Origin of the sequence: Nocardia sp. NBC_01730 (genome assembly GCF_035920445.1) — a bacterium.
GTDB lineage: Bacteria > Actinomycetota > Actinomycetes > Mycobacteriales > Mycobacteriaceae > Nocardia.
The window spans coordinates 6,884,540-6,907,310 of the sequence record NZ_CP109162.1; the positions used below are offsets into that span (position 1 = coordinate 6,884,540).

At 66.2% G+C, this 22,771-nt stretch carries 15 protein-coding genes; 12 read left to right on the forward strand and 3 right to left on the reverse strand.

All coding sequences use genetic code 11. The features are described from left to right. The first annotated feature begins 55 nt into the window (after positions 1–55). The 8 genes from OHB12_RS28925 (at position 56) to OHB12_RS28960 (ending at position 16,145) form a co-directional block, all read left to right on the forward strand. The gene (locus tag OHB12_RS28925; protein ID WP_327112518.1) at positions 56–6,190 is read left to right on the forward strand and encodes a non-ribosomal peptide synthetase; all 6,135 of its coding nucleotides are present in this window, start codon (positions 56–58) and stop codon (positions 6,188–6,190) included. Positions 6,191–6,216: 26 nt separating this feature from the next. Beyond that, complete coding sequence (locus tag OHB12_RS28930; RefSeq protein ID WP_327112519.1) at positions 6,217–6,978, forward strand: thioesterase II family protein; 762 nt, start codon at positions 6,217–6,219, stop codon at positions 6,976–6,978. Beyond that, positions 6,975–8,303, forward strand: a complete 1,329-nt coding sequence (locus OHB12_RS28935) for a beta-ketoacyl [acyl carrier protein] synthase domain-containing protein (protein ID WP_327112521.1) — start codon at positions 6,975–6,977, stop codon at positions 8,301–8,303. Before OHB12_RS28930 ends, OHB12_RS28935 begins: the two co-directional genes overlap by 4 nt. After that, the gene (nbtC, locus tag OHB12_RS28940) at positions 8,296–11,391 is read left to right on the forward strand and encodes a nocobactin polyketide synthase NbtC (RefSeq protein WP_327112523.1); all 3,096 of its coding nucleotides are present in this window, start codon (positions 8,296–8,298) and stop codon (positions 11,389–11,391) included. The genes OHB12_RS28935 and nbtC overlap by 8 nt, the downstream gene beginning before the upstream one ends. Before the next feature lie 70 nt (positions 11,392–11,461). Beyond that, the gene (locus OHB12_RS28945) at positions 11,462–12,418 is read left to right on the forward strand and encodes an ATP-binding cassette domain-containing protein (RefSeq protein ID WP_327112525.1); all 957 of its coding nucleotides are present in this window, start codon (positions 11,462–11,464) and stop codon (positions 12,416–12,418) included. Beyond that, entirely contained in the window at positions 12,415–13,203 is a 789-nt protein-coding gene (locus OHB12_RS28950; RefSeq protein ID WP_327112527.1) for an ABC transporter permease, read from the forward strand. The genes OHB12_RS28945 and OHB12_RS28950 overlap by 4 nt, the downstream gene beginning before the upstream one ends. Beyond that, complete coding sequence (locus OHB12_RS28955) at positions 13,200–13,964, forward strand: ABC transporter permease (protein WP_327112528.1); 765 nt, start codon at positions 13,200–13,202, stop codon at positions 13,962–13,964. The genes OHB12_RS28950 and OHB12_RS28955 overlap by 4 nt, the downstream gene beginning before the upstream one ends. Before the next feature lie 393 nt (positions 13,965–14,357). Further along, on the forward strand, positions 14,358–16,145 hold the full coding sequence (locus tag OHB12_RS28960; RefSeq protein ID WP_327112530.1) for an MFS transporter: 1,788 nt from the start codon (positions 14,358–14,360) through the stop codon (positions 16,143–16,145). A gap of 130 nt (positions 16,146–16,275) precedes the next feature. Here the strand turns inward: OHB12_RS28960 and OHB12_RS28965 are convergent, their stop codons facing one another. Further along, entirely contained in the window at positions 16,276–17,271 is a 996-nt protein-coding gene (locus tag OHB12_RS28965) for an ABC transporter substrate-binding protein (RefSeq protein ID WP_327112532.1), read from the reverse strand. Positions 17,272–17,279: 8 nt separating this feature from the next. Beyond that, positions 17,280–17,720, reverse strand: coding sequence for a nuclear transport factor 2 family protein (locus tag OHB12_RS28970; RefSeq protein ID WP_327112534.1), 441 nt, complete (start codon positions 17,718–17,720; stop codon positions 17,280–17,282). A gap of 439 nt (positions 17,721–18,159) precedes the next feature. On the opposite strand from OHB12_RS28970, the gene OHB12_RS28975 reads away from it, so the two are divergent. Beyond that, complete coding sequence (locus OHB12_RS28975) at positions 18,160–19,038, forward strand: type IV toxin-antitoxin system AbiEi family antitoxin domain-containing protein (RefSeq protein ID WP_327112536.1); 879 nt, start codon at positions 18,160–18,162, stop codon at positions 19,036–19,038. 59 nt (positions 19,039–19,097) lie between these two features. Here OHB12_RS28975 and OHB12_RS28980 read toward each other — a convergent pair whose 3' ends face one another. Next, the gene (locus OHB12_RS28980; protein WP_327112538.1) at positions 19,098–21,146 is read right to left on the reverse strand and encodes a M13 family metallopeptidase; all 2,049 of its coding nucleotides are present in this window, start codon (positions 21,144–21,146) and stop codon (positions 19,098–19,100) included. A gap of 365 nt (positions 21,147–21,511) precedes the next feature. Between OHB12_RS28980 and rplN the strand changes: the two genes are divergently transcribed. From rplN to rplE, 3 genes are read left to right on the forward strand one after another with little or no spacing between them, the layout of a single operon-like run. Beyond that, the gene (gene rplN, locus OHB12_RS28985) at positions 21,512–21,880 is read left to right on the forward strand and encodes a 50S ribosomal protein L14 (RefSeq protein WP_327112540.1); all 369 of its coding nucleotides are present in this window, start codon (positions 21,512–21,514) and stop codon (positions 21,878–21,880) included. 2 nt (positions 21,881–21,882) lie between these two features. After that, complete coding sequence (rplX, locus tag OHB12_RS28990) at positions 21,883–22,200, forward strand: 50S ribosomal protein L24 (RefSeq protein ID WP_040864865.1); 318 nt, start codon at positions 21,883–21,885, stop codon at positions 22,198–22,200. A 1-nt stretch (position 22,201) separates the two neighbouring features. Further along, positions 22,202–22,768 carry a 50S ribosomal protein L5 gene (gene rplE, locus OHB12_RS28995; protein WP_327112546.1) on the forward strand — a complete coding sequence of 189 codons (567 nt, stop codon included), beginning with the start codon at positions 22,202–22,204 and terminating at the stop codon, positions 22,766–22,768. The last annotated feature ends 3 nt before the right edge of the window (positions 22,769–22,771 follow it).

Sequence of the window (22,771 nt, forward strand, 5' to 3'; positions counted from 1 at the left end):
GGGAACACGCTGTCCGCCCGGGAGTTTTCGATGTACAAAGATTGGTTCGAGTTAGATGAAGTCGCTGGAAGACCTACAAGAGGCGATGCGGGCCAGGCTCGCGCAGGAGGGGTTGGCCGCCCCTGCGACGGCGCCGGTGCGTCGGGACCCGACCCGCGCGGCGCTGTCCTTCGGTCAACGCTATGTGTGGGCCCACCAGCAGATCTCGCCGAACAGCACGGCCTACAACCTCTGCCTGGCGCTCACCTTCGATGGCGACGTCGTCGATGACGCTTTGCGACAGTCCTTTCTGGCGTTGGTACAGCGGCACGAGGTCTTGCGCACCACGTACCACAACGACGACCAGGGCAATCCCTACCAGCTCATCCACGCCGATCTGCCGCCGCGGGTGACCGAGGTCGACCTGACCGCCGTGGATGTCGCCACGGCGGAACAGCGCCTGGCCGCCCTGGTCGAGGACGCCGCCCACGAGACATTCGACCTGTCGAACGAATCGTCTATGCGGCTGAGTTTCGTCCGAATCGACGCGCGCAGGCTCGTCGTGGTGGTGGTCATCCAGCACATCGCTTGGGACGGTATGACCCTGCCCGCACTGTCGAAGGATGTCGAGCGGTTCTACCGCGCGGCGCTCGTCGGCGCGGTCCAGGTCGAGCCGCTGCGCCTGCAGGTCGCCGACTTCGCCGAATGGGAGCAGGACCGGTTCAGCTCCCAGGACCACGCGGCCGAGATCGAGTTCTGGGCGGGGCGGTTCGACGGCGAGGTGCCCGAACTGCACCTGCCGTACAATCGGCGACCCGTGACGGTCACCGAGCGCGGCACCCGCCTGGACCGTCCGCTCGGCCGGGCGGCGGATGCGAATCTGCGCAGTCTGAGCACGGAACTGCGCGCGACGCCGTTCGCGGTCTTCCTGGCCGCCTATTACCTTGCGCTGCGGCAGATCACCGGCCAGTCGGACGTGGTCATCGGCACGACGGTCGCCAACCGCGAAGAGTCCGGCATGGAGTTGCTGATCGGCAATTTCAGCAATATGCTCCCGCTGCGCATCACCGGCGGCGGCGCCGACACCTTCACCGATCTGGTGGAGCAGGTGCGTACGGTGACCACGGAGGCATTCCGGCACAAGCACTTTCCGCAAGAGGGCATTGTCCGCGCGGTGAACCGCGCGACCCGAAACATCGGCTCCAAACTGTTCGACACCATGGTGCTTTTCCTGCACCAGAAGATCGACGGACCGCAGCTGCCCGGCGCTGTCACCCGCTGGCAGCTGGCCGACCACGGGGCGTCGCTGCTGCCGATCGCGGTCGAGGTCTTCATGCACGCCGACCGGGTCGATGTACAGATCACCTATCGGACCGACTTGTTCGACGCCGCGACGATCGCACGGCTGCACGCTTACATCGACCAGACCCTGGCGAACGCGGCCGCGCGCGGTCGAGTGGACGACTTGCTCGTGCTCTCCGCCGGCGACCGCGCCGCGCTCCAGACCTGGTCGCGTGGCCCCATCGTGCCGGTCGAACCGGCGACGGTCGACGCCATGATCCGGGACTCGTCGCGTGCTCACCCGGATCGGGTCGCGGTGGTGTTCGGTGATATCGAGCTGAGCTACACCGAATTCGATTCCCGGGTCAACAGATTCGCCCGCCTGCTGATCGAGCAGGGCGTGCGCTCCGGCGATCGAGTCGGTGTGTTCGCCGAACGCAGCGAGCGGCTGCCCGTCGTGTTCGCCGCGGTGCTCCGGGTCGGCGCGGTGTATGTCCCCATCGACCCGAGCTATCCCGCCGACCGCATCCAGTTCATGCTGGGCGACGCGGAACCCGCCCTGCTGGTCCGGTCGGTTGCCGCGGCGCGGTCGCCGGAGCACGACATCGTCACCGAGATCGAGGTGGTTGACCTCGACGATCCGCGGGTGGCCGATCATCTCGCCCGGCTGGATGGTTCGCCGGTCCGGCGCGACGAGCTCGCCCGGCCGCTCCATCCGCTCGACGCCGCCTATCTGCTCTACACGTCCGGAACCACGGGGCGCCCCAAGGGCGTTGTGATCCAGCACCGCGCGGTCGCCAACCATGTCCAGTGGATGCGGGACCAGCTGGGTTTCGGGGCGGAGCGGATTCTGCAGAAGGCGCCGATCGGCTTCGACGTGTCGGTCTTCGAGCTGGTGAACGCACTGTGCACCGGCTCGGCGACGGTGCTGCCGCCGCCGGATTGGTGGCAGGCGGATGTAGTGGCGCTGGCCGACATCATCGACCGGCACCGGATCACCCAGCTGTCGTTGGTGCCCAGCGTGGTGCGCGCGTTCCTCGATGCCGGGCCGGATCCGGCGCGGCTGCGCTCGATGCGCTTCGTCTACCTCGGTGGCGAGGCGGTTCCACCGCCGCTGGTCGAGGAAGCCGGCCGCGTATTCGGCGGTACTGTTCTCGGGCTCTACGGCCCGACCGAGGCGGCGATGGACCTCACCCACGAGGACTTCGCGGGCCCGCTGGCCGCGCCGGAGGAATTCCGCTCCGCACTCATCGGTGTACCGGAATCGAATTCGGCGGTGTACGTACTCGACGAACAGTTGCGGCAGGTGTCGATCGGCGTCACCGGCGAGCTGTATCTGGGCGGCGCGCAACTCGCGCAGGGCTACCACCGCAGGGCCGGGCTGAGCGCGGCGACGTTCGTGGCCTGCCCGTTCTCCGGAGAGCCCGGCGCGCGGATGTACCGCACCGGTGACATCGTGCGCTGGCACCCCAGCGGCAGTCTGGAATACCTGGGCCGGGTCGACGATCAGGTCAAGATCCGCGGTCACCGGATCGAGCTGGGCGAGGTCGGTTCGGTACTGCGCCAGCTGCCCGGCATCGTCTCCGCCGCGGCGATTGCGGTCAAGCGGGACTCCGACGCGACGCTCGTCGCCTACTACGTGGCCGAACCTGGTTCGGCGTACGAGGCCGGCTCCGACGCGGACAACGCCGGGCAGATCCAAACACATCTCGCGCGGCTGCTGCCCGACTACATGATTCCTTCAGCCCTGGTGAGATTGGCGGCGCTGCCGCTCACCGCGAACGGAAAGCTGGACCGGAAGGCGCTTCCTGCGCCGGATCTGGGTGGCAGCACCGGACGCGGCCGGGCGCTGCGCGATGCTGCTGAGCACGCGGTGGCCGACGTGGTCCGACAGGTCCTCGGCATCCCGGAAACCACCGAGCTGGCCGCCGACGACGACTTTCTCGCGCTCGGGGGCGATTCCATCAGCGCGATCCGGATGGCTTCAGCGTTGAAAAAGCGCGATCTGCTCATCACCACCAGCGCACTGTTCGAGGCCCGCACCATAGCGCTGATCGCCGCCGCGACCGAGCCGATGGCTGAGGCGACCGCCCCTACGCTGGTGGAATCCGGTGACGGCACCGGGTGGATCCCGCTCGGTCCGATCGCCACCCAGCTGATCGAGCAGGCCGCCGACTATTCCGCCTACACCCAGGCGACGGCCGTGGTGACGCCGGCGCACTGCTCGTTCGAGCGTCTGGAAACGGTGGTCGAGAAGATCGTCGACAAGCACCCGCTGCTCCGGGCCCGTATCGCGGTGGGTCCGGACGGCCGAACCTCCTACTACGTACCGGGGTCCGACGAGCCTTTCACTTATCCGTCGCTCGCCGAGATCGGTATCGAGCGGGCTGCCTGGGAGCGCACGGCACCGGAGGTGCTGCGCGAACAGTTGCGTCAGGTCAGCGAATCGCTCGACCCGGCCGCGGGCCGCATGCTCGGTGCGGTTTGGGTGCACACCGAAGACAAGTCGGCCGGGCGCCTGCTGCTGGTGCTGCACCATCTGGTGGTGGACGGGGTTTCCTGGCGCATCATCCACGATGACCTGCGGCAGCTGTGGGACCACGAGTCGCATTCGGCCGATGATGCGGGCACCTCGGTGCAGACCTGGAACACGAATCTCGCCCGCCTCGCCCACACGGACGCGGTGGTCGACTCGCTGCCGTTCTGGCAGTCGATCGCCGAGAGCGCCGACCCGCTGCTCGGCAGCCGCGGCTTCGACCCAGCCATCGATACCGTGGGCGCGCTGTGCGAAGTGACCGCGGAGCTGGACGCCGAGGACACCAAATTCCTGATGACCACCGCCGCACAGGCATTCGGGTGCGACTTCCTCGACATTCAGGTGGCGGCGCTGGCTGTGGCCACCCATCGGTTCCGGCGCGCCCGGGACCGGGACGTCGCGACGGTGTCGTGCACCATGGAGCGGCACGGTCGTGCCGAAACCCTGTTCAGCGGTGTTGATTTAGCGAATACGGTCGGGTGGTTCACCAGTGCCTACCCGGTCGAGCTCGATGTCGAAGGGGGACGAACCGACGAGCTCGACATGGTCAGCGCGGTCAAGGCGGTCAAGGAACAACTGCTCGCGGTGCCGGACTCCGGCATCGGCTGGGGAGTGCTGCGCTGGCTCGGCGACGACACCCGGAAGGTACTGGAGCAGAGTCGATCCCCCCAGCTCTCGTTCAACTACATGGGCCGCTTCGTCCGCACTGGATCGCAGGGCACTGTGCAGACGTGGGCCGCCGCACCGGAGTTCGGCTATCTCGGTGGGCATGCGGGTGAATCCATGCCCGCGGCAGCTCTGCTCGACATCAACACCGTGACGTTGACCGAGTACGACACACCCGTTCTGCACGCCTCGTTCCGGTTTCCGGACGGCCCGCTGACCGCCGCCGATGTAGACGAATTCGCCGATCTCTGGACGGGTGCGTTGCGTGACTTCGCGAAGACGGTGCGCGACAACCCCGTTCGTCGGCTCACACCGAGTGATGTGCTGGCACGAGAGGTGACGCAGCTGGATCTGGACCGATGGCAGACGCTGTACGGTCCATACACCGATGTCCATCCGCTGGCGCCGATGCAGGCCGGTTTGTACTTCACCGCGCTCGGTGCCGTGGGAAAAGACTTCTACAATGTTCAGACGATGATCGGCGTCCGTGGCGATCTCGACATCACTCGCCTGGCGCATTCGATCGACACCGTGCTGAACCGGTATCCGAACCTGCGCATTGCCGTTTCGGTGTCGCACTCCGGGCAGCCGTATGCCATCGTGGCCGACCAGGTGACGATCGGCATCAGGGAGGTCGATGTCACCGAACTGCCGGATGCGCCGGACCCGCTGTACGAGTATCTGCTCGCGGATCAGGCCGAGCAGTTCGATCTGGCCCTCGGTTCGCTGAGCAGAGCGACGGTGATCCATCTGCCCGACGAGGTGCACATGCTGGTGCTGACATCGCATCATCTGCTCACCGACGGATGGTCGGGGCAACTGCTGCCCAGGGAGATCTTCGCCGAGTACGCCCACCCCGGCGCGCGGCCGCTCGGCAATCCGGAGACCTTCGCGAACTTCCTGCGGATGACTCAGGACCGTGCGGCGGCCACCGAAGCGGCGTGGTCCGACTATCTGGCGGGCGTGCGGCCCTGCGTCGTGGCGCCGAATCGCGTGCCGGGCAGTGCGGGCATACCTACCGGAAGGTCTGCCCCGATCGACGCCACGGTGGTCGATAAGCTCACCGGCCTCGCATCGGAACTGGGCACGACGTTCAGCGTCGTGTGCCAACTGGCGTGGGCGAATGTCCTCCGCCACGTGACCGGCGAGGATTCGGCGGTCTTCGGCGAGGTGGTGTCGGGCAGGCCTGCCGACCTCGACGATGTCGACAACGCCATCGGCTGCTTCGCCAACACCCTCCCGGTAGCCATCGGGTTTCGGGAGGATGAGTCCTGGCGCGCACACCTCGCGAGAATTCAACGCAGGCGCGTGGAGCTCATGGAGTTCCACCAGTACCGCCTCACCTCGGCGATCCGGGCCTCCGGCGCTCGAAGGCTCTTCGACAGCATGTTCGTGTTCCAGTCCTATCCGCCGGGGCGGGAGGAATTAGCTCGGCTGCTGGGCGAACAGCAGCTCGAGCTGGTTTCCTTCGAAGGTGGTGGCGCCACCGACAACGCGCTGCTGGTGATGATCTTTCCCGCGAATTCGCTATTGCCCGCTGATGCCGTACAGGCCGTCGTCTTCTACGCCGAGGACTCGTTCGACGCGGTCGAGGCCGAAATCATCGAAACCGCCTTCCACAACACACTGTTCGCCATCGCCGAGGATCCCGACCGCCTGGTCGGCGACGTGCTGGTCATCGACGAGGAAGACCTCGGCATGTTGGTGATGCGGCGGATGTGGCAGTGAACGTGGAGTTGGACAGGAGTTAGCTCATGGCATCTACACCCGGATGGATCCGGAAGTTCCACAAACCGCGTTCCGCGGAAAACCCGCCGTTGCTGATCTGCCCGCATGCGGGCGGCGGCGCATCGACGTACCGGCCTTTCTCCAAAGGGCTCAGCGAGAATTTCGACGTCATTCTGTTCCAGTACCCGGGGCGGCAGGATCGAGTCCGCGAACCCGCCGAGGAGACCATCGAGGGCATCGCGGCCGGCGCATTCGACGAATTCGCCCGGTCGCCGTTCAACCGCGGCGTTCCCATCACCATCTTCGGCCACAGCATGGGCACGATGGTCGCGTTCGAGTTCGCCAGGCGTGCCGAGGCCGCAGGAGTGCCGGTCCGGCTGCTCGGCGTGTCCGGCGCCGTGGCGCCATGGCAGGTAGCCGACATGCCACCGCATCCGACCGAGGACGAGGAACTGCTCGACCACCTCGACGGACTGGACGGGACCGGCGGCGACGTTCTCGGCAACCGGGAGCTCATGCGCATGGCGTTGCCCGCGTTGAAAGCGGACTACCGCGCCTTCGATCGGTACGTTTGCGCCGAAGATATCCAGCTGCGCACCAGAATCCACGCGATGGGCGGCAGCGACGACGAATTCGTCGGGGTCGGCCATCTGTACGCCTGGCAGCAGCACACCGAGCAGTCGCTCGAGGTGACGATGTTCGACGGCGGGCATTTCTATCTGTACGACCGCGTGCCCGACATCACGGAAATCCTTTCCGCTGAACCGGTTCAGGTGGTGGGCCGATGAGTGCGGCGGACAGCGCAGCGGATCCGGTCGTCATCGCGGGCATGGCGGTGGAGGCACCCGGCGGTATCGACAGCCTGCCGGGCTATTGGACCGCGCTCGCCGAATCGCGTGACCTGACCGGGCCCTTTCCTCGGAACCGTGCTTGGCCGATCGACCGGCTCCTCTCGCTGTCACAGGTGGAGGGCTGGAGCCAGGTCTCCGATGCCGGAGGCTTCCTCGACGGCGCAGGCGAATTCGACCCGATGTTCTTCGGCATCACACCACGCGAGGCGGTCGCGATGGATCCCCAGCAGCGCGTCGCGATGCGGGTCGCATGGCGTGCTCTGGAGAACGCTGGTATCAACCCTGCGATGCTGGACGGTGACGACGGCGGTTGCTATATGGGCGTGTCGTACACCGAGTACGGCCCGCGCGGGGCCGAGGTGAACGAGTACAGCGGCTACCGAGCGACCGGCTCCGCTTCCGGCGCGGTGTCGGGCCGGATCTCCCATTGCCTCGGGCTCGTCGGGCCGACGATCAGCGTGGATACCGCGTGTGCGTCGTCATTGACCGCGGTGCACCTGGCTGCCTCCGCGATTCGGGCAGGGGACTGCGAATGGGCGCTGGCCGGTGCGGTGTGTGTACTCGGCTCGCCCGCCGGGTTCTTCGAGTTCTCGAAGGCCAACGCGCTGTCCGCCGACGGGCAGTGCAGACCGTACTCCGATGACGCGAACGGCACGCTCTGGGGCGAGGGGGCCGGAGTGGTTGTGCTGGAGCGGGAGTCGCGGGCCCGGCGGATGGGGCATCGGGTGTACGGCCGTATCCTGGGTACCCAGGTCAACCACAACGGCAAAGGCGCGCCGATCGCGGTCCCGAGTACCGCGGCACAGGAACGACTGATCCGAAAGACCGTCGCCGCCGCCGGTATCGAGCCGGCACTGATCAAGATGATCGAGGGCCACGGCACCGGTACCGCGGTCGGTGACCCGATCGAACTGGCTGCGCTGCAACATATCTACGGTGCTGCCGTGCACCCGACCGGCGACGGTCCGCTGCTCGGCTCGGTCAAGTCGAACCTCGGCCACGCACAAGCCGCCGCCGGCCTGCTCGGCCTGATCAAGGTGCTGCTCAGTGGTCTGCACGGACACATCCCGCCGACCAGATTCGCGGACAATCCCAGCAGAAAGGTGGATTGGGATTCGTCGAGCGTGCGTCTGGCCGAGAAGCTCGAGTACTGGGCGCCCCGGGACGGCGTTCGTTACGGAGCGGTCTCGTCTTTCGGCGTGGCAGGCACCAACGCACACGCGATCGTGAGCATGCCCGTTCTGGAGGATATCCATGTCTAGCTATCGACTTCCGGACGGTCGCATTCCGGTGCTGCTGTCCTCGGACACCGCCGATTCGTTGCGCCGCGAGGCCACCGCCTTGCTGGGCTATCTCGAGAGCCGACCCGCGGTGACGCCGGATCAGGTCGCCGACATGATCTTCCGCACCAGGGTCGCCCGTCGGCATCGCGCATTGGCCATGGTGATCGGCCGCGACGATCTGTTGGACGCACTGCGGGCGATCGCTTCCGGCGGTGTGCATCCGGCCGTTGTGGCCAACGCGAAGCCAGCCGGTCCACGCCGCGTCGGCTACGTATTCCCTGGCCAGGGCAGCCAGCGTCCCGGCATGGGAACTCTGTACTACGAGCATTCGCCGGTCTTCCGGGCTGCCGTGGACGAGTGCGAAGTGATCTTCCAGAAGCTGTTCGAGATATCGCCACGGTCATATCTGCTCGGCGACGACGACCTGGCCGATGATGTCAAGATCGTCCAGCCTGCGCTGTTCATGCAGATGATCGGCCTGGCGGCGATGTGGCGAGCCGCGGGTGTCGAACCCGCGGTGACCATCGGGCACTCGCAGGGCGAGATCGCGGCCGCGTGCGTGTCGGGCATCATGTCGCTGGCCGATGGTGTGCGCGTGGTGACGCTACGGGCCAACCTGGTCGGAACCATCTGCCATGAGCAAGGTCTGGAAGGCCGGTACTCTATGGCGGTCGTCGGGGTGGACCGGGAGGAATGCGAAGCACTCCTGGCGCGGAAGTCGGGCTGGGCAGAACTGTCGGTGGTCAATTCGGCGCATGTGATCGCCATCTCCGGTGAGCTGTCGCTGGTGTCCGATGTCATCGCCACGCTGACCGAAGAGGGCAAGTTCGCCAAAGAGATTCGCGTCGCCTACCCGGCGCACACTTCGATCGTGAGCAAGTTCCGCCGCGAACTCTGCGACGGCCTGGCCGACGAACTCGACCATCCCGTGTTCGCCGAGACCGAGATTCCCTGTATCGGAGCGACGCTCGGCGCGCCGATCTCCGCCGACTTCCCGATCGGCGACTACTGGTTCTGGAATCTACGCAACAGGGTTCGATTCGACCTGGCAATTCTCGAAGCTGTGGCGCAAGGAGTCGACACCTTCATCGAGATCGCCGATCATCCTGCGCTCATGCTCGCGATCATGGAGAACCTGAGCACGGTCAGCACACCGCGCGATTTCCAGATGATCGGCACGTCACGGCGCACCGCCGAGGATCTTCGCGAGTTCACCAGGAATCTGGCGGTCGCCGCCGTGCACGACCTCGATTACGGATGGTCCGCTTTGCGCGCGGAATCGAGCGCCGCTGGGTGTCTTCCGCTGCTCGACTTTCCGAACACCCAGATGAACTCGAGACATCTGTGGGCGCCGTTCGACTACCCGGCGCAGGTGGCCGACGTGGCTGCGGTGGAATCCGTCGCCGAGACGGTACCCGTGCGCCCACTTGTCGAGGTGTGGGAGCGACTCGGTCGGCGGGCGGTGGTTCCGCCCCGGACGGTCGCGGTGGTCGACCCCACCGGTCGCAGTGGTGACCTGGTGTCCGCGATCCAGGAGGCCGCGCCGCGCCAGGGGGCGACGGTCATCGACCTGGCCGCCATGTCGAACCGCACCGGTGCGGTTGTGGACACTGTTGTGGTCTTGCTGCCAGAGCAAGCCGGCGCCGACATCGATTCGGCGGTAGCGGATCTGGCCGGGTTCCTCGGTAGTGATGGCTGGTTGCCGGAACTCGACGGCGTGCGCGACGTGTGGCTGGTGACCATCGGCGGCGAGCAGGTGCTCGACACGGATGTGCCGAACCTGTTCCACGCGGCGGCACAGGCCGGATTCCGTTGCCTGGCGCCCGAGCACATCGGTGTCGGCTTCCGACATCTGGATCTGGCCCCGGGAGAAGCGCTTTCCGCGGCGGCAAAGGCGATTGCCGGTGCGATCCACGTTGCCGAAGAGCCGGAACTGGCGGTGCGCGACGGTGGTATTTACGCTAAACGTCTTGTCGTCAAACCTATTTCGGATGACCGGCCGTTGCGCGGCGCGGATCTGCGTGAGGTTGTGATCGTGGGCGGAACGGGGGAAGTCGGACTCGACTTCTGCGAGCAGTTCGCGCGGGGCGGAGCCGGACGTATCACCCTGATCAGCAGGTCGGGTGGCTCGGATTCAGCCGCTGAACGGATCCACCGGATCAGGGGACTCGGCCGAACCGAGGTGGTCGTCCGGTCGTGTGACGTGACCGACGAATCCGCTGTGCGCACACTCGCCGCCGAATACCGTGAAACGCCCGCGGATCTGATCGTGCACGCTGCGGTCGACTACGCCGCGGCCGCAGAGGTCGGTCCGGATTCGGTGCGCGCCGCCGCTGCCCCGAAAGCCCTCGCTCTCGACCTGCTGGTCCGGCACTTCCCGCTCGCGGCCGAAGGCCGCATCATGTTGTGCTCGTCGCTGTCGGCGACCATCGGAGGCCGCGGGCACATGCTGTACTCGGCGGTCAACCGGATGCTCGACGCCGCGGCCGCGCAGTACCGCAGCCGGGGCATCGCGTGCACGTCGGTGCAGTGGGGGCTGTGGCGTGAGATCGGCATGAGCCGGCAGGACGTGCGCGACCGGATCAGCGGAAGCGGCCTGGTACCGATGGATCCGGCCGGCGCGATCATGGCCGGGTTCACCACTCGGGCCGAGAACGTCATCGTGGCCACTGCGGATTGGGACCGGATCGAAGCGATCTTCAGCATCTTCGGGTTCGGCCCGCTGTTCGGCAAGTTGGAGTTCGAAGCCCCGCCGGTTGCCGTCCCGACCGACCCGGTCGCGGTGCGAACCCTGGAAGCTGCCGCACCCGCCGAGCCCGCGGCCTCCGCTGTCACGGTGGCGACCGACACCGCCGAAACGGTGCGCATCGCGCTTCGCGCGGTGATGGGCATGGACATGTCGGAGGCCATCGACGGGTCGACACCGCTGGTCGCCCTCGGACTGGACTCGTTGCAGGCCCTGGACTTGCGCAAACGCATCGAGTCGGATCTGAAGCGCGATCTGCCGGTGACCGCGATTCTGGGCGGGGCGTCGTTCGACGAGGTGGTATCCCTGCTTGGCCGATAGAAATAGGTTAGCCTTGCCAAAGTAATGTTCCACAGGGATATTCGCGCGTACCAGGACGGGGAATATGGCGTTGGCATCGAATACGGACCAGGCGATCATCGTCGAGGCCGTCGAGAAGTCCTTCGGCGAGGTGAAGGCGCTGCGTGGCGTCAGCTTCACGGCGCCCGCGGGCAGCGTGCTCGGCGTGCTCGGTCCGAACGGGGCGGGGAAGACCACGACCGTCTCCGTCCTGTCCACGCTCATCCGGCCCGACGCCGGCCGGGCGCTCGTCGCGGGCCACGACGTAGTACGCGAGGCGGAGGCGGTGCGCGCTTCCATCATGCTCACCGGACAGTACGCCGCGGTGGATGAGATGCTCAGCGGTCGCGAGAACCTGGTGCTGTTCGGTCGCCTCATGGGGCTGCGCCGAAAGGCGGCTCGCGAGCGCGCCGAGGAATTGCTGGCACAATTCGAGCTGACCGCGGCGGCCGACCGGCGGGTCGGTCAGTACTCCGGCGGCATGCGGCGGCGCATCGACATCGCGTGCGGGCTGGTGCGCCCGCCGCGGGTGGTGTTCCTGGACGAGCCGACGACCGGCCTCGACCCGGTCAGCAGGCAGAGTCTGTGGTCGCTGGTGCGGTCGCTCAAGGAGCAGGGCGTGACGATCTTGCTCACCACGCAGTACCTCGAAGAGGCGGATGTGTTGAGCGACAACATCATCGTCATCGACAAGGGCGCCGTGATCGCCGAGGGCACCGCCGATCAACTCAAGGCTCGCTCCGGAACCAGTTGCTGCGAGGTGGTCCCGGTCGAGGCCGACGACGTGGCCGCGGTGGCGGCCGCACTCGCCGGACTCGGTGAGATCACCGTGGCCGAATCCGCGGACCGGGTTTCGCTGCCTGCGCCGGACGGTGCGGCGACATTGGCCGAGGCATTGCGCCGAATCAACGAGGCCGGTATCGAACTGATCGATATCGCTCTGCGCAGGCCGACGCTGGACGAGGTGTTCATCGAACTCACCAAGCCCGTGGCCGAGGTGCACGCGTGACCGTCACCGCCACACCCGATCCAGTGGCCGTGCTCCGTGTTCCGGCCGGGATGCAATGGACCGCTCTGAGCGAGCGCAGTATTCGCGCCGCGTTCCGCGAAGGCGACCTCATCTTGGCCTGCACTGCGCCGATGACCTTCTTCATCTGCGTCTATGTTCCGCTGCGCCGATCCGTGGAGGCATCGGGTCTGGACTACGCCCAGTACCTGCTCCCGTTGATCGCGGTGCAGTCGATGTTCTTCACGTCGATGTTCGCGGCCGATCGGGCAGGCCGGGAGATCACGGCGGGGATGGGCACGCGGTTGCGTGCCATGCCGGTCTTGTCGTGGGTTCCGCCTGCCGCGCGGATGTCGGCGAACGTGTTACGGGCGAGCGTCGCGCTGGCGGGCGCGCTGACGATCGGGATACTGTTCGGATTCCGCTTCCACGGATTGCCCGCTGCCGTCGCGTTCGTGGTGCTGACGTTGGCGTTCGGTGCGGCGATCGTGGTCGCCTCCGATGCACTCGGTACCGCCACCGCCAACCCGGAACTCGGCGGAACGGTGTTGTTCGTGCCGCAGCTGCTGCTGCTCATGACGTCGACGGGTTTCGTTCCCGCTGAGGGCTTTCCCGGCTGGATCCAGCCGTTCACACGTAACCAGCCGGTATCACAGGTTGCCGCCGCGCTGCGCGACTTGGCCGAAGGCCGGTTCGGCTCGGCGGTGGGTGTCGCGGTGATCTGGGTCGTCGGTCTGCTTGCGGCGGCCGCGGTGTTGTCGGTGCGAGTGGAAAGGCGTCGGCGGTGAACGCGCTGATCGACCAGAGCTTGGTGGAGACCGGGCGGCTGCTGCGCCGGTGGAGCAGGCAGCACGAGGTGCTGACGACCACACTGGTGCTGCCGATCCTGTTGCTGCTGATGTATCAGTTGGTGCTGAACAAGTCGCTGACCGCTGCGGAGGGTGTCGAACCCATCTACGGTTTCGTGCCGATGATCGCTGTCTCTGCCGCCATGTACGGCGCGATGGGCACCGGTATCTCGCTGTACGGAGAGCGGGAAAGTGGACTGCTGCGCCGGTTCTGGGTGCTTCCGCTACATCGCTCGGCCGGGTTCGTCGGCCGATTGCTCGCCGAATGTGTGCGTGCGCTTGCCGCGACGGTCGTGGTTGTCGGGGTCGGGATGGTCCTCGGCCTGCGATTCCATCAGGGCTGGGTGGGGGCACTCGGGGTATTGCTCGTTCCGGTGATCGTGATCGCGGGCTTCACCCCGGTGGTGATCGTGGTCGGGGTCAGTCGAATCGGCGACAAAGTCGCGCAGATCTTCGCCGTGGTGGTGCTGCTCGGGATGTTCTTCAATCCCGGCTTCGCCCCGGTGCGGAACTATCCGGGATGGCTACAGCCGATCGTCCGCGGCCAGCCGATGAGCTGTGCGATCGAGGCGATGCGCGGACTGACCCTCGGCGGCCCGATCGCGACACCGCTGCTGCAAACTATCGCCTGGTCGGCCGGCCTGGTGGCGGCTTTCGCCGCCTTGGCCGTCCGCGGTTACCGGATGGCCGCCGAACACTGACCGTCGCTCGGCCACTTGGGCCGCGGCCGATGATCCACAGGCCTTCGATCGCTATGACAATCGTCGCGTTCGTATCGATCATCGAGGTGTGAGCGCGCTGCTCCGGTCGGCTTCGACGTCGTGGCGCAGGAGCTGTGCGCCGCAGGATGCTTCCTCTTCTTTGTCGCGGTCCTCGCCCTATTGCCGCAGCTGGCGCGAGAGTGGCCGGAAGCCCGCGTGCGGGTGCCTGCGGGCAGCTGATGGCTTCCGGCTCCCCGACCGGCTGGTGCTGCCGGCGGTCGCCTTCGTCTGGGTGGTTGCCGTCGGCGGGCTGGATGGTCGTCAACGCACCGCTTGATCGTTACATCTGCTAATTATATAGTTTGCGGAAGTAACCATTCGTAAGGGGCTGCCGTGACGATTCCATCCACCGATCCAGATCTGGGCGAGGTGCGGACCATCCGCCATCGGCTGCGGTACGACCGCGATCACCCGCGCTACAAGTGGATCGTCCTGACCAACACCACGCTCGGTGTGCTGCTCAGCGCGATCAACTCTTCCATCGTGCTGATCTCCTTGCCCGCGATCTTCCGCGGCATCGGACTGAACCCGCTCGAAGCGGGCAACGTCGGGTATCTGCTGTGGATGTTGATGGGCTACCTGCTCGCGACGGCGGTCCTCGTAGTGATGTTCGGGCGACTCGGCGATATCTATGGCCGAGTTCGTGTGTACAACGTGGGTTTCGCGGTCTTCGCGTTCTGCGCGATCGCGCTGTCCTTCGATCCGTTTCACGGAGGCACGGGCGCGATGTGGATCATCGTCTGGCGGGTGATCCAGGGTGTCGGCGGCGCGATGCTCACCGCGAACTCGACCGCCATCCTCACTGACGCCTTTCCCGCGAAGCAGCGCGGCACCGCACTCGGCATCAACATGGTCGCGGCGGTCGCGGGCTCCTTCCTCGGGTTGCTCATCGGTGGTGTGTTGTCGGAATGGGATTGGCGCGCGGTGTTCTGGGTCAGCGTCCCGATCGGCATCCTCGGTGCCGTCTGGTCCTACCGTTCGTTGCACGAGGTCGGTGTCCGTTCGACGGGCAAGGTCGACTGGGCGGGCACGATTACATTCGGACTCGGGCTCACCGCGTTGCTCACGGGGATCACCTACGGCATCCAGCCCTATGGTGGGCATACCACCGGATGGTCGAGTCCGTGGGTGCTCGCGTCGGTGCTCGGCGGGATCGCCCTGCTCGGGGTGTTCTGCCTCGTCGAGTCCCGGGTCGGTGACCCGATGTTCCATCTCGGCCTGTTCCGTATCCGCGCCTTCGGGCTCGGCAACTTCGCGAACCTGCTGGTATCCATCGGTCGCGGCGGCATGCAGTTCATGTTGATCATCTGGCTGCAAGGCATCTGGCTGCCGCTGCACGGCTACGACTTCGAGTCGACACCGCTGTGGGCAGGTATCTATCTGCTGCCGTTGACCGTGGGATTCCTTGCCGCCGGACCTCTCTCGGGCTGGTTGTCCGATAGATACGGCTCCCGCCTCTTCACTACCGGCGGCGCCTTGCTCTCGGCGGTGACGTTCCTGTTGCTCCTGATCCTGCCGGTCGACTTCAACTACTGGGTGTTCGCCGCGATCATCCTGATCAACGGCATCGGCAGCGGCCTGTTCTTCTCGCCGAACACCGCGGCCATCATGTCCAGCGTGCCCGCCGCGCAACGCGGCGCGGCATCCGGCATGCGCGGCACGCTGTTCAACGGCGGCAACGCGCTGTCCATGGGAATCTTCTTCTCCCTCATGGTCGTCGGCCTCGCTGCGAGCCTGCCCTCAGCACTCGACTCCGGCCTTCGCGCGCAGGGTGTTTCTGCGGGAGCAGCCGCGGAGGTGTCCGGAATGCCGCCCGTGGCCAGTATGTTCGCCGCCTTCCTCGGCTTCAACCCCATCCAGGAATTGCTCGGTCCCACCGGCGAACTGGCCGAGCCCGGCGTCAACGCCGACATGCTCACCGGACAGGAGTTCTTCCCGCACTTGCTCACCGGTCCGTTCCACTCCGGTCTGATCGTCGTATTCGTCGCCGCGGCGGTGATGATGATCCTGGCCGCCGCCGCTTCCTACTTCGCCGGCGACAAGTATGTGCACGACGAGCGGGCCGAGCTCGCCGCGGCCGATGAACTCGCCGAGCACGCCGCCCCGGTTCCCGCCCGCTGACCGAGCGGCCGTTGGTCGCTCGACCGCGCGAGTTCTAACGTCCACGGCGAGGAACCTTCGCCCCGCCCTGCTTGCCGGAGCGACGATTCTCTTCGTCGGTGTCATCAACCGTCGCAGGCCCAACGGCCCCCTACTTCGCCGCGTTGGTGAGGGCGGGTTTCAGTCTTTCGAGCAGGTAGGGCACGGATAAGGCAGTCGGCTGCGCTATCCCGCTGAGCTCCTGGGCGGTGAGGAAGGTGACGGAGTTCTTCCGCACTGCTGGTAGATCGGCGTATCCCGGGAGTCGGCGGTACATTTCGTCCAATCCGGGGGAGTAGCCGGCCAGGAGGACGTCAGCGTCGAGTTCGCTGACCTGGTCCGGCGGGAGGGACGTGGGGAGTTCGGTGAGATGGTCGGGGGTGCGAAGGCCGAGTCGGGTGAAGAGCGTCGGGTTGTCCGGCGCCGTCAGCACGAGGAGCTGGGTGTCGCTGGCCAGCCAGGTGGTCACGAAGGTTTTGCCGCGCAGCGCCGGGGCGGCCTGGGTGATGGTGGCGATCGTCTTGTCGACATCGGTGATCAGGGTGTCGGCGGCACTCTGTTTGTGCAGGATTCGGCCCAGCATCCGCACTTGGTCCTGCCAGGGTGCTTCCGGGCCGAGGGCGGGGACCGTAGGGGCTATTCGGGACAGCTCGTCGTAGGTTTTGCGGTCTGCGATGAAGCCGTCCACCAGGATCAGGTCGGGATGCAGTGCCGCGATCTGCTCGGTCAGACTGCCGCTCGTGTCCAGGGTTTTCGCCGATTCGAGTGCCGCAGGTGTCCATGGTGTGGCGCCGCCGGCCGCCGGCGCGATGAAACCGACCGGCGTCACGCCCAGCGCCAGCGCGTTGTCCGTCCACTGATTGCCGAGGGTGACGACGTGCTTCGGCACCTTGTCGACAGTGGTCGCGCCCAGCATGTGACTGACCGTGACGGGTTCGTACCTGTCTCGCGAGTCCCTGGTCGGCAAAGTGCACGCGGCAACCCCGAGCAGCGTCGCACCGACAAACACTACGAGCGCCGCAACGCGGGCCAGTCGAACAGCCTTCACCGCCGGACCCTTCTCGCCGAGGAACGTCGCGGCTGACTCGATCGAGCCCCGCAGGAGCACGGGTCAGCCTAAGCCTCCGGGAGGCCACACACGTCCGCGATCGCCGCCGTGTCCCAATAGAAGGGGTGCACCTCGCCGATGCGGCCGTCGGTGATGGTGATTGTCTGCAGGATGGGGAAGGTGAGTTCGCGGCCGGTCGCGCGGGCGCGGGCGTGCACGCGGGTGTGTACCACGGTGGTCTCGCCGATCGCCAGGAAATGCTGTTCCAGCAGGTCGAACGATTCCCACGTGCGGCTCATGGCGAGGAAGAAGCGTTCCATGCCTTCGTGTCCGCGCCAGGTTCCGCCGTAGGGCAGCCCGTCCGCCTGATGCAGCACCACGCAAGGGGCGAAGAACGACGCGAGCAGCTGGAACGAGGCACGGCCATGGCCGCCTGCTGCCATGTACTCCGCCTCGGCCGCGTACATCCCGGTCAGCACGGTCATCGGATCTGTTGTCGATCGCGTCATGCGGCCAGTCTGCCCAATGCGCACCGGCTGAGACCGGCGGTAATCGGACGTCGCTTTCCTCCCTGCGCTACCCACTCGAGGCACACGCCTCAAGTTCCCACATACCGAATCACATACGAATTCGGGTGCGGGAAATCAAGGAGTACACGGGAACTGGAGCCGATCAGTGTGCGGCGGGGGCGGCGACAGGATCCTGGCGGCCGCCGGCGCGCACGCCGATCGACAGGGCCCCGCTACCCCACCCTCACCACCCAGGACAAGCCTCCGCACTCTGCTCCGGACACCGTGAGCGGAGTCGAATGGTGCCTCGGGCCCCCATTCCGAGCCACCATTTCACTACGCGCGCTGAAGAATCCACATCCGGTGGGTTATGCACAGGGGTGGGGAAGTGCCTGGTTGGGCCCCGGGGCGAAGGCGGCGGGCGAACCAGGCTGAGGGGATGCGACTCGGCTTGGAGCAGGTGCGGAACAAGCAGTTCGGCGTGTTCACCACGCGGCAGGTACTGAGCGAGTACACGCGTGCCGAGCTGCGCGCTCGGATCGACCGCGGGGAGTGGGTGCGCGTTTTCCATGGTGTATACCGCGAGGCGACCACCTCTCCATCACCCGAATTGCGCGTTGAGGCCGCACGGCTGTCGATGGGGCTGACATTGCTCGCCGCCGCCTACAACACCGCCGCCGAATTGCACGGGTTCTCCGTTCTGGCGAATCAGCCGACGGATGTGCTGGGCATACAGGCGTCGCGCTCCCCTCGCCTCGTCGTGCACCGCGATCAGGTGGATCCGGAGGAATTGCAGCTGGTACATGGCACGGCGACCACGAATGCCGTCCGCACGGCGGTGGATGTCGCTCGCACCCTGACCCGAATGGACGCACTGGCAACACTGGATGCCGCGCTGCGCATGGGAATTTCGTCCCCCGCGCTCATCGTCGAGCTCGAAAAGCACACTGGACGTCGCGGCCGCCGACAGGCCGCCCAGCTGATCGCGCTGGCCGACGGCCGCGCCGAGTCCCCCATGGAGTCACGTACCCGGCTGCGCTGCATCGACGCGGGTCTGCCACCCCCGGAGCCGCAGGTGGTGGTGCCGACCCGGAACGGACTCCGCCGCATCGACCTGGGCTGGCGGCGCTGGCGAATCGGCCTGGAATACGACAGCGCCGCATGGCATTTGGGGGAAACCGCCGCGCTCCGCGACAACCCCCGCCACAACTGGCTCAGCACCGAAGGCTGGACCATCTACTACGCCACGGCGGCCGACGTCTACCACCACCCGCACCACTTCACCACCCCCATCCGGCACGCCCTCGATCGAGCGTAGTGAAATGGTGGCCGTCAGCCCTTGGCGCACCACCATTTTCCTCCGCTCGGCGGACCGGCTCACAAGGTGACCCGCTGATCGGCGGGCATGAACAGTTTGTCGCCTTCCTTCAGCTCGAAGGTGTTGTAGAACTCCGTGAGGTTCCGAACGACTTGGTTGCAGCGGAATTCGGCGGGGGAGTGGGTGTCGCCCGCGAGATAGCGGACGGTGAGTTCCTTGGTCTGCTTCTCGCGCCAGCTGCGGGCCCAGGACAGGAACATCGTGCGATAGTCGGGGCTGTCGATACCGCGGCGCTTCTCCGCGATGCGGAAGGCGGCCAACGTGATCTGAAGTCCACGCAGGTCGGCGAGGTTCTCGCCGACGGTGAGTTCGCCGTTGACGTGCTGGCTCGGGTCGAGCCCCTCCGGCACCAGCACGTTGAACTGGTCGATGAGCTGTTTGGTTTTGGCGTCGAACGCGGCTCGGTCTTCGGGAGTCCACCAATCGCGGCGGTTGCCGTCGCCGTCGTATTTGGAGCCCTGGTCGTCGAAGCCGTGGCCGATCTCGTGGCCGATGGTGGATCCGACCGCGCCGAAGTTGACGGCGGGCTCCGCGTCCTTGTCGAAGAACGGCGGCTGGAGGTAGGCGGCGGGGAACACGATCTGGTTGGAGGTCGCCGAGTAGTAGGCATTCACCGTCTGCGGCGACATCCCCCATTCGGACTTGTCGACCGGGGTTCCGAGTCGGTCGAACGCCCGCTTGCTTTCGAAGTGGTTGATGGCCAGCAGCGATTCGACCAGCTTGCCCCTGGTGATCTTCAGCTTCGAGTAGTCGACCCACTTGTCGGGGTACCCGATCTTCGGATCGATCTTGTCCAGTTTCGCAATGGACGCCACCCTGGTTGCCTGCGACATCCACGACGAGTTGGTGAAGTTTTCCCGATAGGCGGCGAGCACGTCGGCCAGCATCTCTTTGGCGCGCTGCTTGGCCTCCGGCGGAAAGTGTTTGGCCACATAGAGTTTCCCGAGCTGTTCGCCGAGGTGTTCGTCGACGATCCCGACCCCGTACTTCCAGCGTTCCGGGCGCTCGTCCTGACCGTTGAGCACCTTGCCCTTGAAGTCGAAGTTCGCGTCGTTGACGGCCTTGGGCAGATAGGGCGCGAAGTCCCGCAGCACACTCAATTTGAGGTAGTCACGCCACGTGGCGATGTCGACCTCGGTCCACAGCTGGCCCGCCGCCGTGAGGTAGGACGGCTGGTTGACCACCATCGTCGCGAACAGCTCGCGCGGGCGGTCGGTGTTTCCCGTCATCCACGGGCCCCAGTCGAACCCTGGCGCGAGCGCGGTCATATCGGCCCAGCCGTACAGGTTGTATGTCGCGTCGGTGTCGCGGTTGCGCACGCTGTCCCAGTGCGCGGGGGCGATCCGCTTCTCCAGGTCGAATACCCGCTGAGCCATGCCCGCCGGATCGGCGAACCCGGCGCCCGCGGCGATACGTCCGAGAAAGACCCGATACTGCGCGAGCACCTCGGCATATTCCGGCTTCCGGTAGTACTGCTCGCCGAGCCCGAGCCCGGACTGGCCGACCGAGGGGATGTAGGCGCTGGAGTTCTTCCGGTCGATGCCGATACCGATGCCGATCAGCCCGCCGATCGGCAGCTCGCCCATCACCTTGGCCAGGTCCGCCTTGGTCGCCGCCCCGTCGATCTTGGCGAACAGGCCGGCCAGTGGCGTCATGCCGAGCCGTTCGATTTCATCCCAGTCCACCCTGGCGTCGTGCAGGTCCCGGATCTGCTGCTCCTCCGAGCCCTCTTTCGGGTCACGGATGCCGTCGATGATCTCCCGCAACTGCTGCTGCGTGCGTTCGGCCGCCTCGCTGGTCGAGCCGTAGGCGACCTTGTCCGGCGGGAGCTGGTACTCCCGCAGCCATTTCCCGTTGACATGCCGGTACAGATCGTCCTGCGGTCGGATCGTCTGGTCCGCGCCGCTCAGATCGACCCCGGTGAGCGTCTTGCTCGCCGGTTCGGTGTCGTTCGAGCAGGCCACCAGCGCGGCGGCGGCCGGAACCGCCCCGAGCGCGATGAGAAAGCCACGACGGCCCAGCTGGACCGGACGATCGGTTGATGTCACGAGAATCCTCTCCCCGACGCGGCATCGCCGCAGATGAACGTAGAAGCAGCCTCTGCTCGGATCGAGGCTACCGGCGCGGCGCCGGTCGAGCCCGGATTCGAGCCGGATAACCTCGGACCGGACCCGCCCGCTCCCTGGTGACCACCCCCCGATTTGGGAACGACCTGCGGATTCCCCTACACTAGACCGGTTGCCTGCGGGAGCTATGCCCGCAATCCGGCAGCGAACCCCCAGTGGTTGGTTCTGCGTTTCTTCCTCAGACCAAGGAAAACCGCTGGCAGGCGCGCGTCCGGAGGGTGACTGACCATGCCCGTCGGGTCGGTAATCCGGCGTGCTAATACGTCCAGGTCAAGGAGGACGCTGAAGTGATTCAGCAGGAGTCGCGACTGCGCGTCGCCGACAACACGGGTGCGAAGGAGATTCTTTGCATCCGCGTTCTCGGTGGTTCGTCGCGTCGCTATGCCGGTATCGGCGACATCATCGTCGCTACCGTGAAGGACGCCATCCCCGGCGGCAACGTCAAGCGGGGTGAAGTCGTCAAGGCGGTCATCGTGCGCACCACCAAAGAACGTCGGCGCGCCGATGGTTCCTACATCAAGTTCGACGAGAACGCGGCCGTGCTCATCAAGCCGGACAACGACCCGCGCGGCACCCGCATCTTCGGCCCGGTCGGCCGCGAGCTGCGCGAGAAGAAGTTCATGAAGATCGTCTCGCTGGCGCCGGAGGTGCTCTGACCATGAAGGTGCACAAGGGCGACACCGTGCTCGTCATCTCGGGCAAGGACAAGGGTGCCAAGGGCAAGGTTATCCAGGCCTACCCGAAGGAGAACCGGGTCCTCGTCGAGGGCGTGAACCGGATCAAGAAGCACGTCGCGAACTCCGCCAACCAGCGTGGCGCCTCCTCGGGCGGCATCGTGACCCAGGAAGCTCCGATCCACGTGTCCAACGTGATGGTCGTCGACTCCGATGGCAAGCCAGCGCGTATCGGCTACCGGACCGACGAGGAGAGCGGCAAGCGGGTCCGGATCTCCCGTAAGAACGGGAAGGACATCTGACATGACCACGACTGAGAACAAGATCCAGCCGCGCCTCAAGCAGCGCTACCGCGCCGAGATCAAGGACGCGCTGAACAACGAGTTCGACTACGCCAACGTGATGCAGATCCCCGGCGTGGTGAAGGTGGTCGTGAACATGGGTGTCGGCGACGCCGCCCGCGACGCGAAGCTGATCAACGGCGCCGTCAACGACCTGGCTCTGATCACCGGTCAGAAGCCTGAGATCCGCAAGGCGACCAAGTCCATCGCGCAGTTCAAGCTGCGTGAGGGCATGCCGATCGGCGCCAAGGTCACCCTGCGTGGCGATCGGATGTGGGAGTTCCTGGACCGCCTGGTGTCCATCGCGCTGCCCCGTATCCGCGACTTCCGCGGCCTGTCGCCGAAGCAGTTCGACGGCAACGGCAACTACACGTTCGGCCTGAGCGAGCAGTCGATGTTCCACGAGATCGACGTGGACTCGATCGACCGCCCGCGCGGCATGGACATCACCGTCGTGACCACCGCGACCAACAACGAAGAAGGCCGTGCCCTGCTCAAGCACCTCGGCTTCCCGTTCAAGGAGAACTGAGCA

Bases quoted from the DNA above. Each gene is read 5' to 3' on its own strand.
- OHB12_RS28925 (WP_327112518.1), top strand. From the start codon at position 56: ATGAAGTCGCTGGAAGACCTACAAGAGGCGATGCGGGCCAGGCTCGCG.
- OHB12_RS28930 (WP_327112519.1), top strand. From the start codon at position 6,217: ATGGCATCTACACCCGGATGGATCCGGAAGTTCCACAAACCGCGTTCC.
- OHB12_RS28935 (WP_327112521.1), top strand. From the start codon at position 6,975: ATGAGTGCGGCGGACAGCGCAGCGGATCCGGTCGTCATCGCGGGCATG.
- nbtC (WP_327112523.1), top strand. From the start codon at position 8,296: ATGTCTAGCTATCGACTTCCGGACGGTCGCATTCCGGTGCTGCTGTCC.
- OHB12_RS28970 (WP_327112534.1), bottom strand. From the start codon at position 17,720: ATGACGCGATCGACAACAGATCCGATGACCGTGCTGACCGGGATGTAC.
- OHB12_RS28975 (WP_327112536.1), top strand. From the start codon at position 18,160: ATGCGACTCGGCTTGGAGCAGGTGCGGAACAAGCAGTTCGGCGTGTTC.
- rplX (WP_040864865.1), top strand. From the start codon at position 21,883: ATGAAGGTGCACAAGGGCGACACCGTGCTCGTCATCTCGGGCAAGGAC.
- rplE (WP_327112546.1), top strand. From the start codon at position 22,202: ATGACCACGACTGAGAACAAGATCCAGCCGCGCCTCAAGCAGCGCTAC.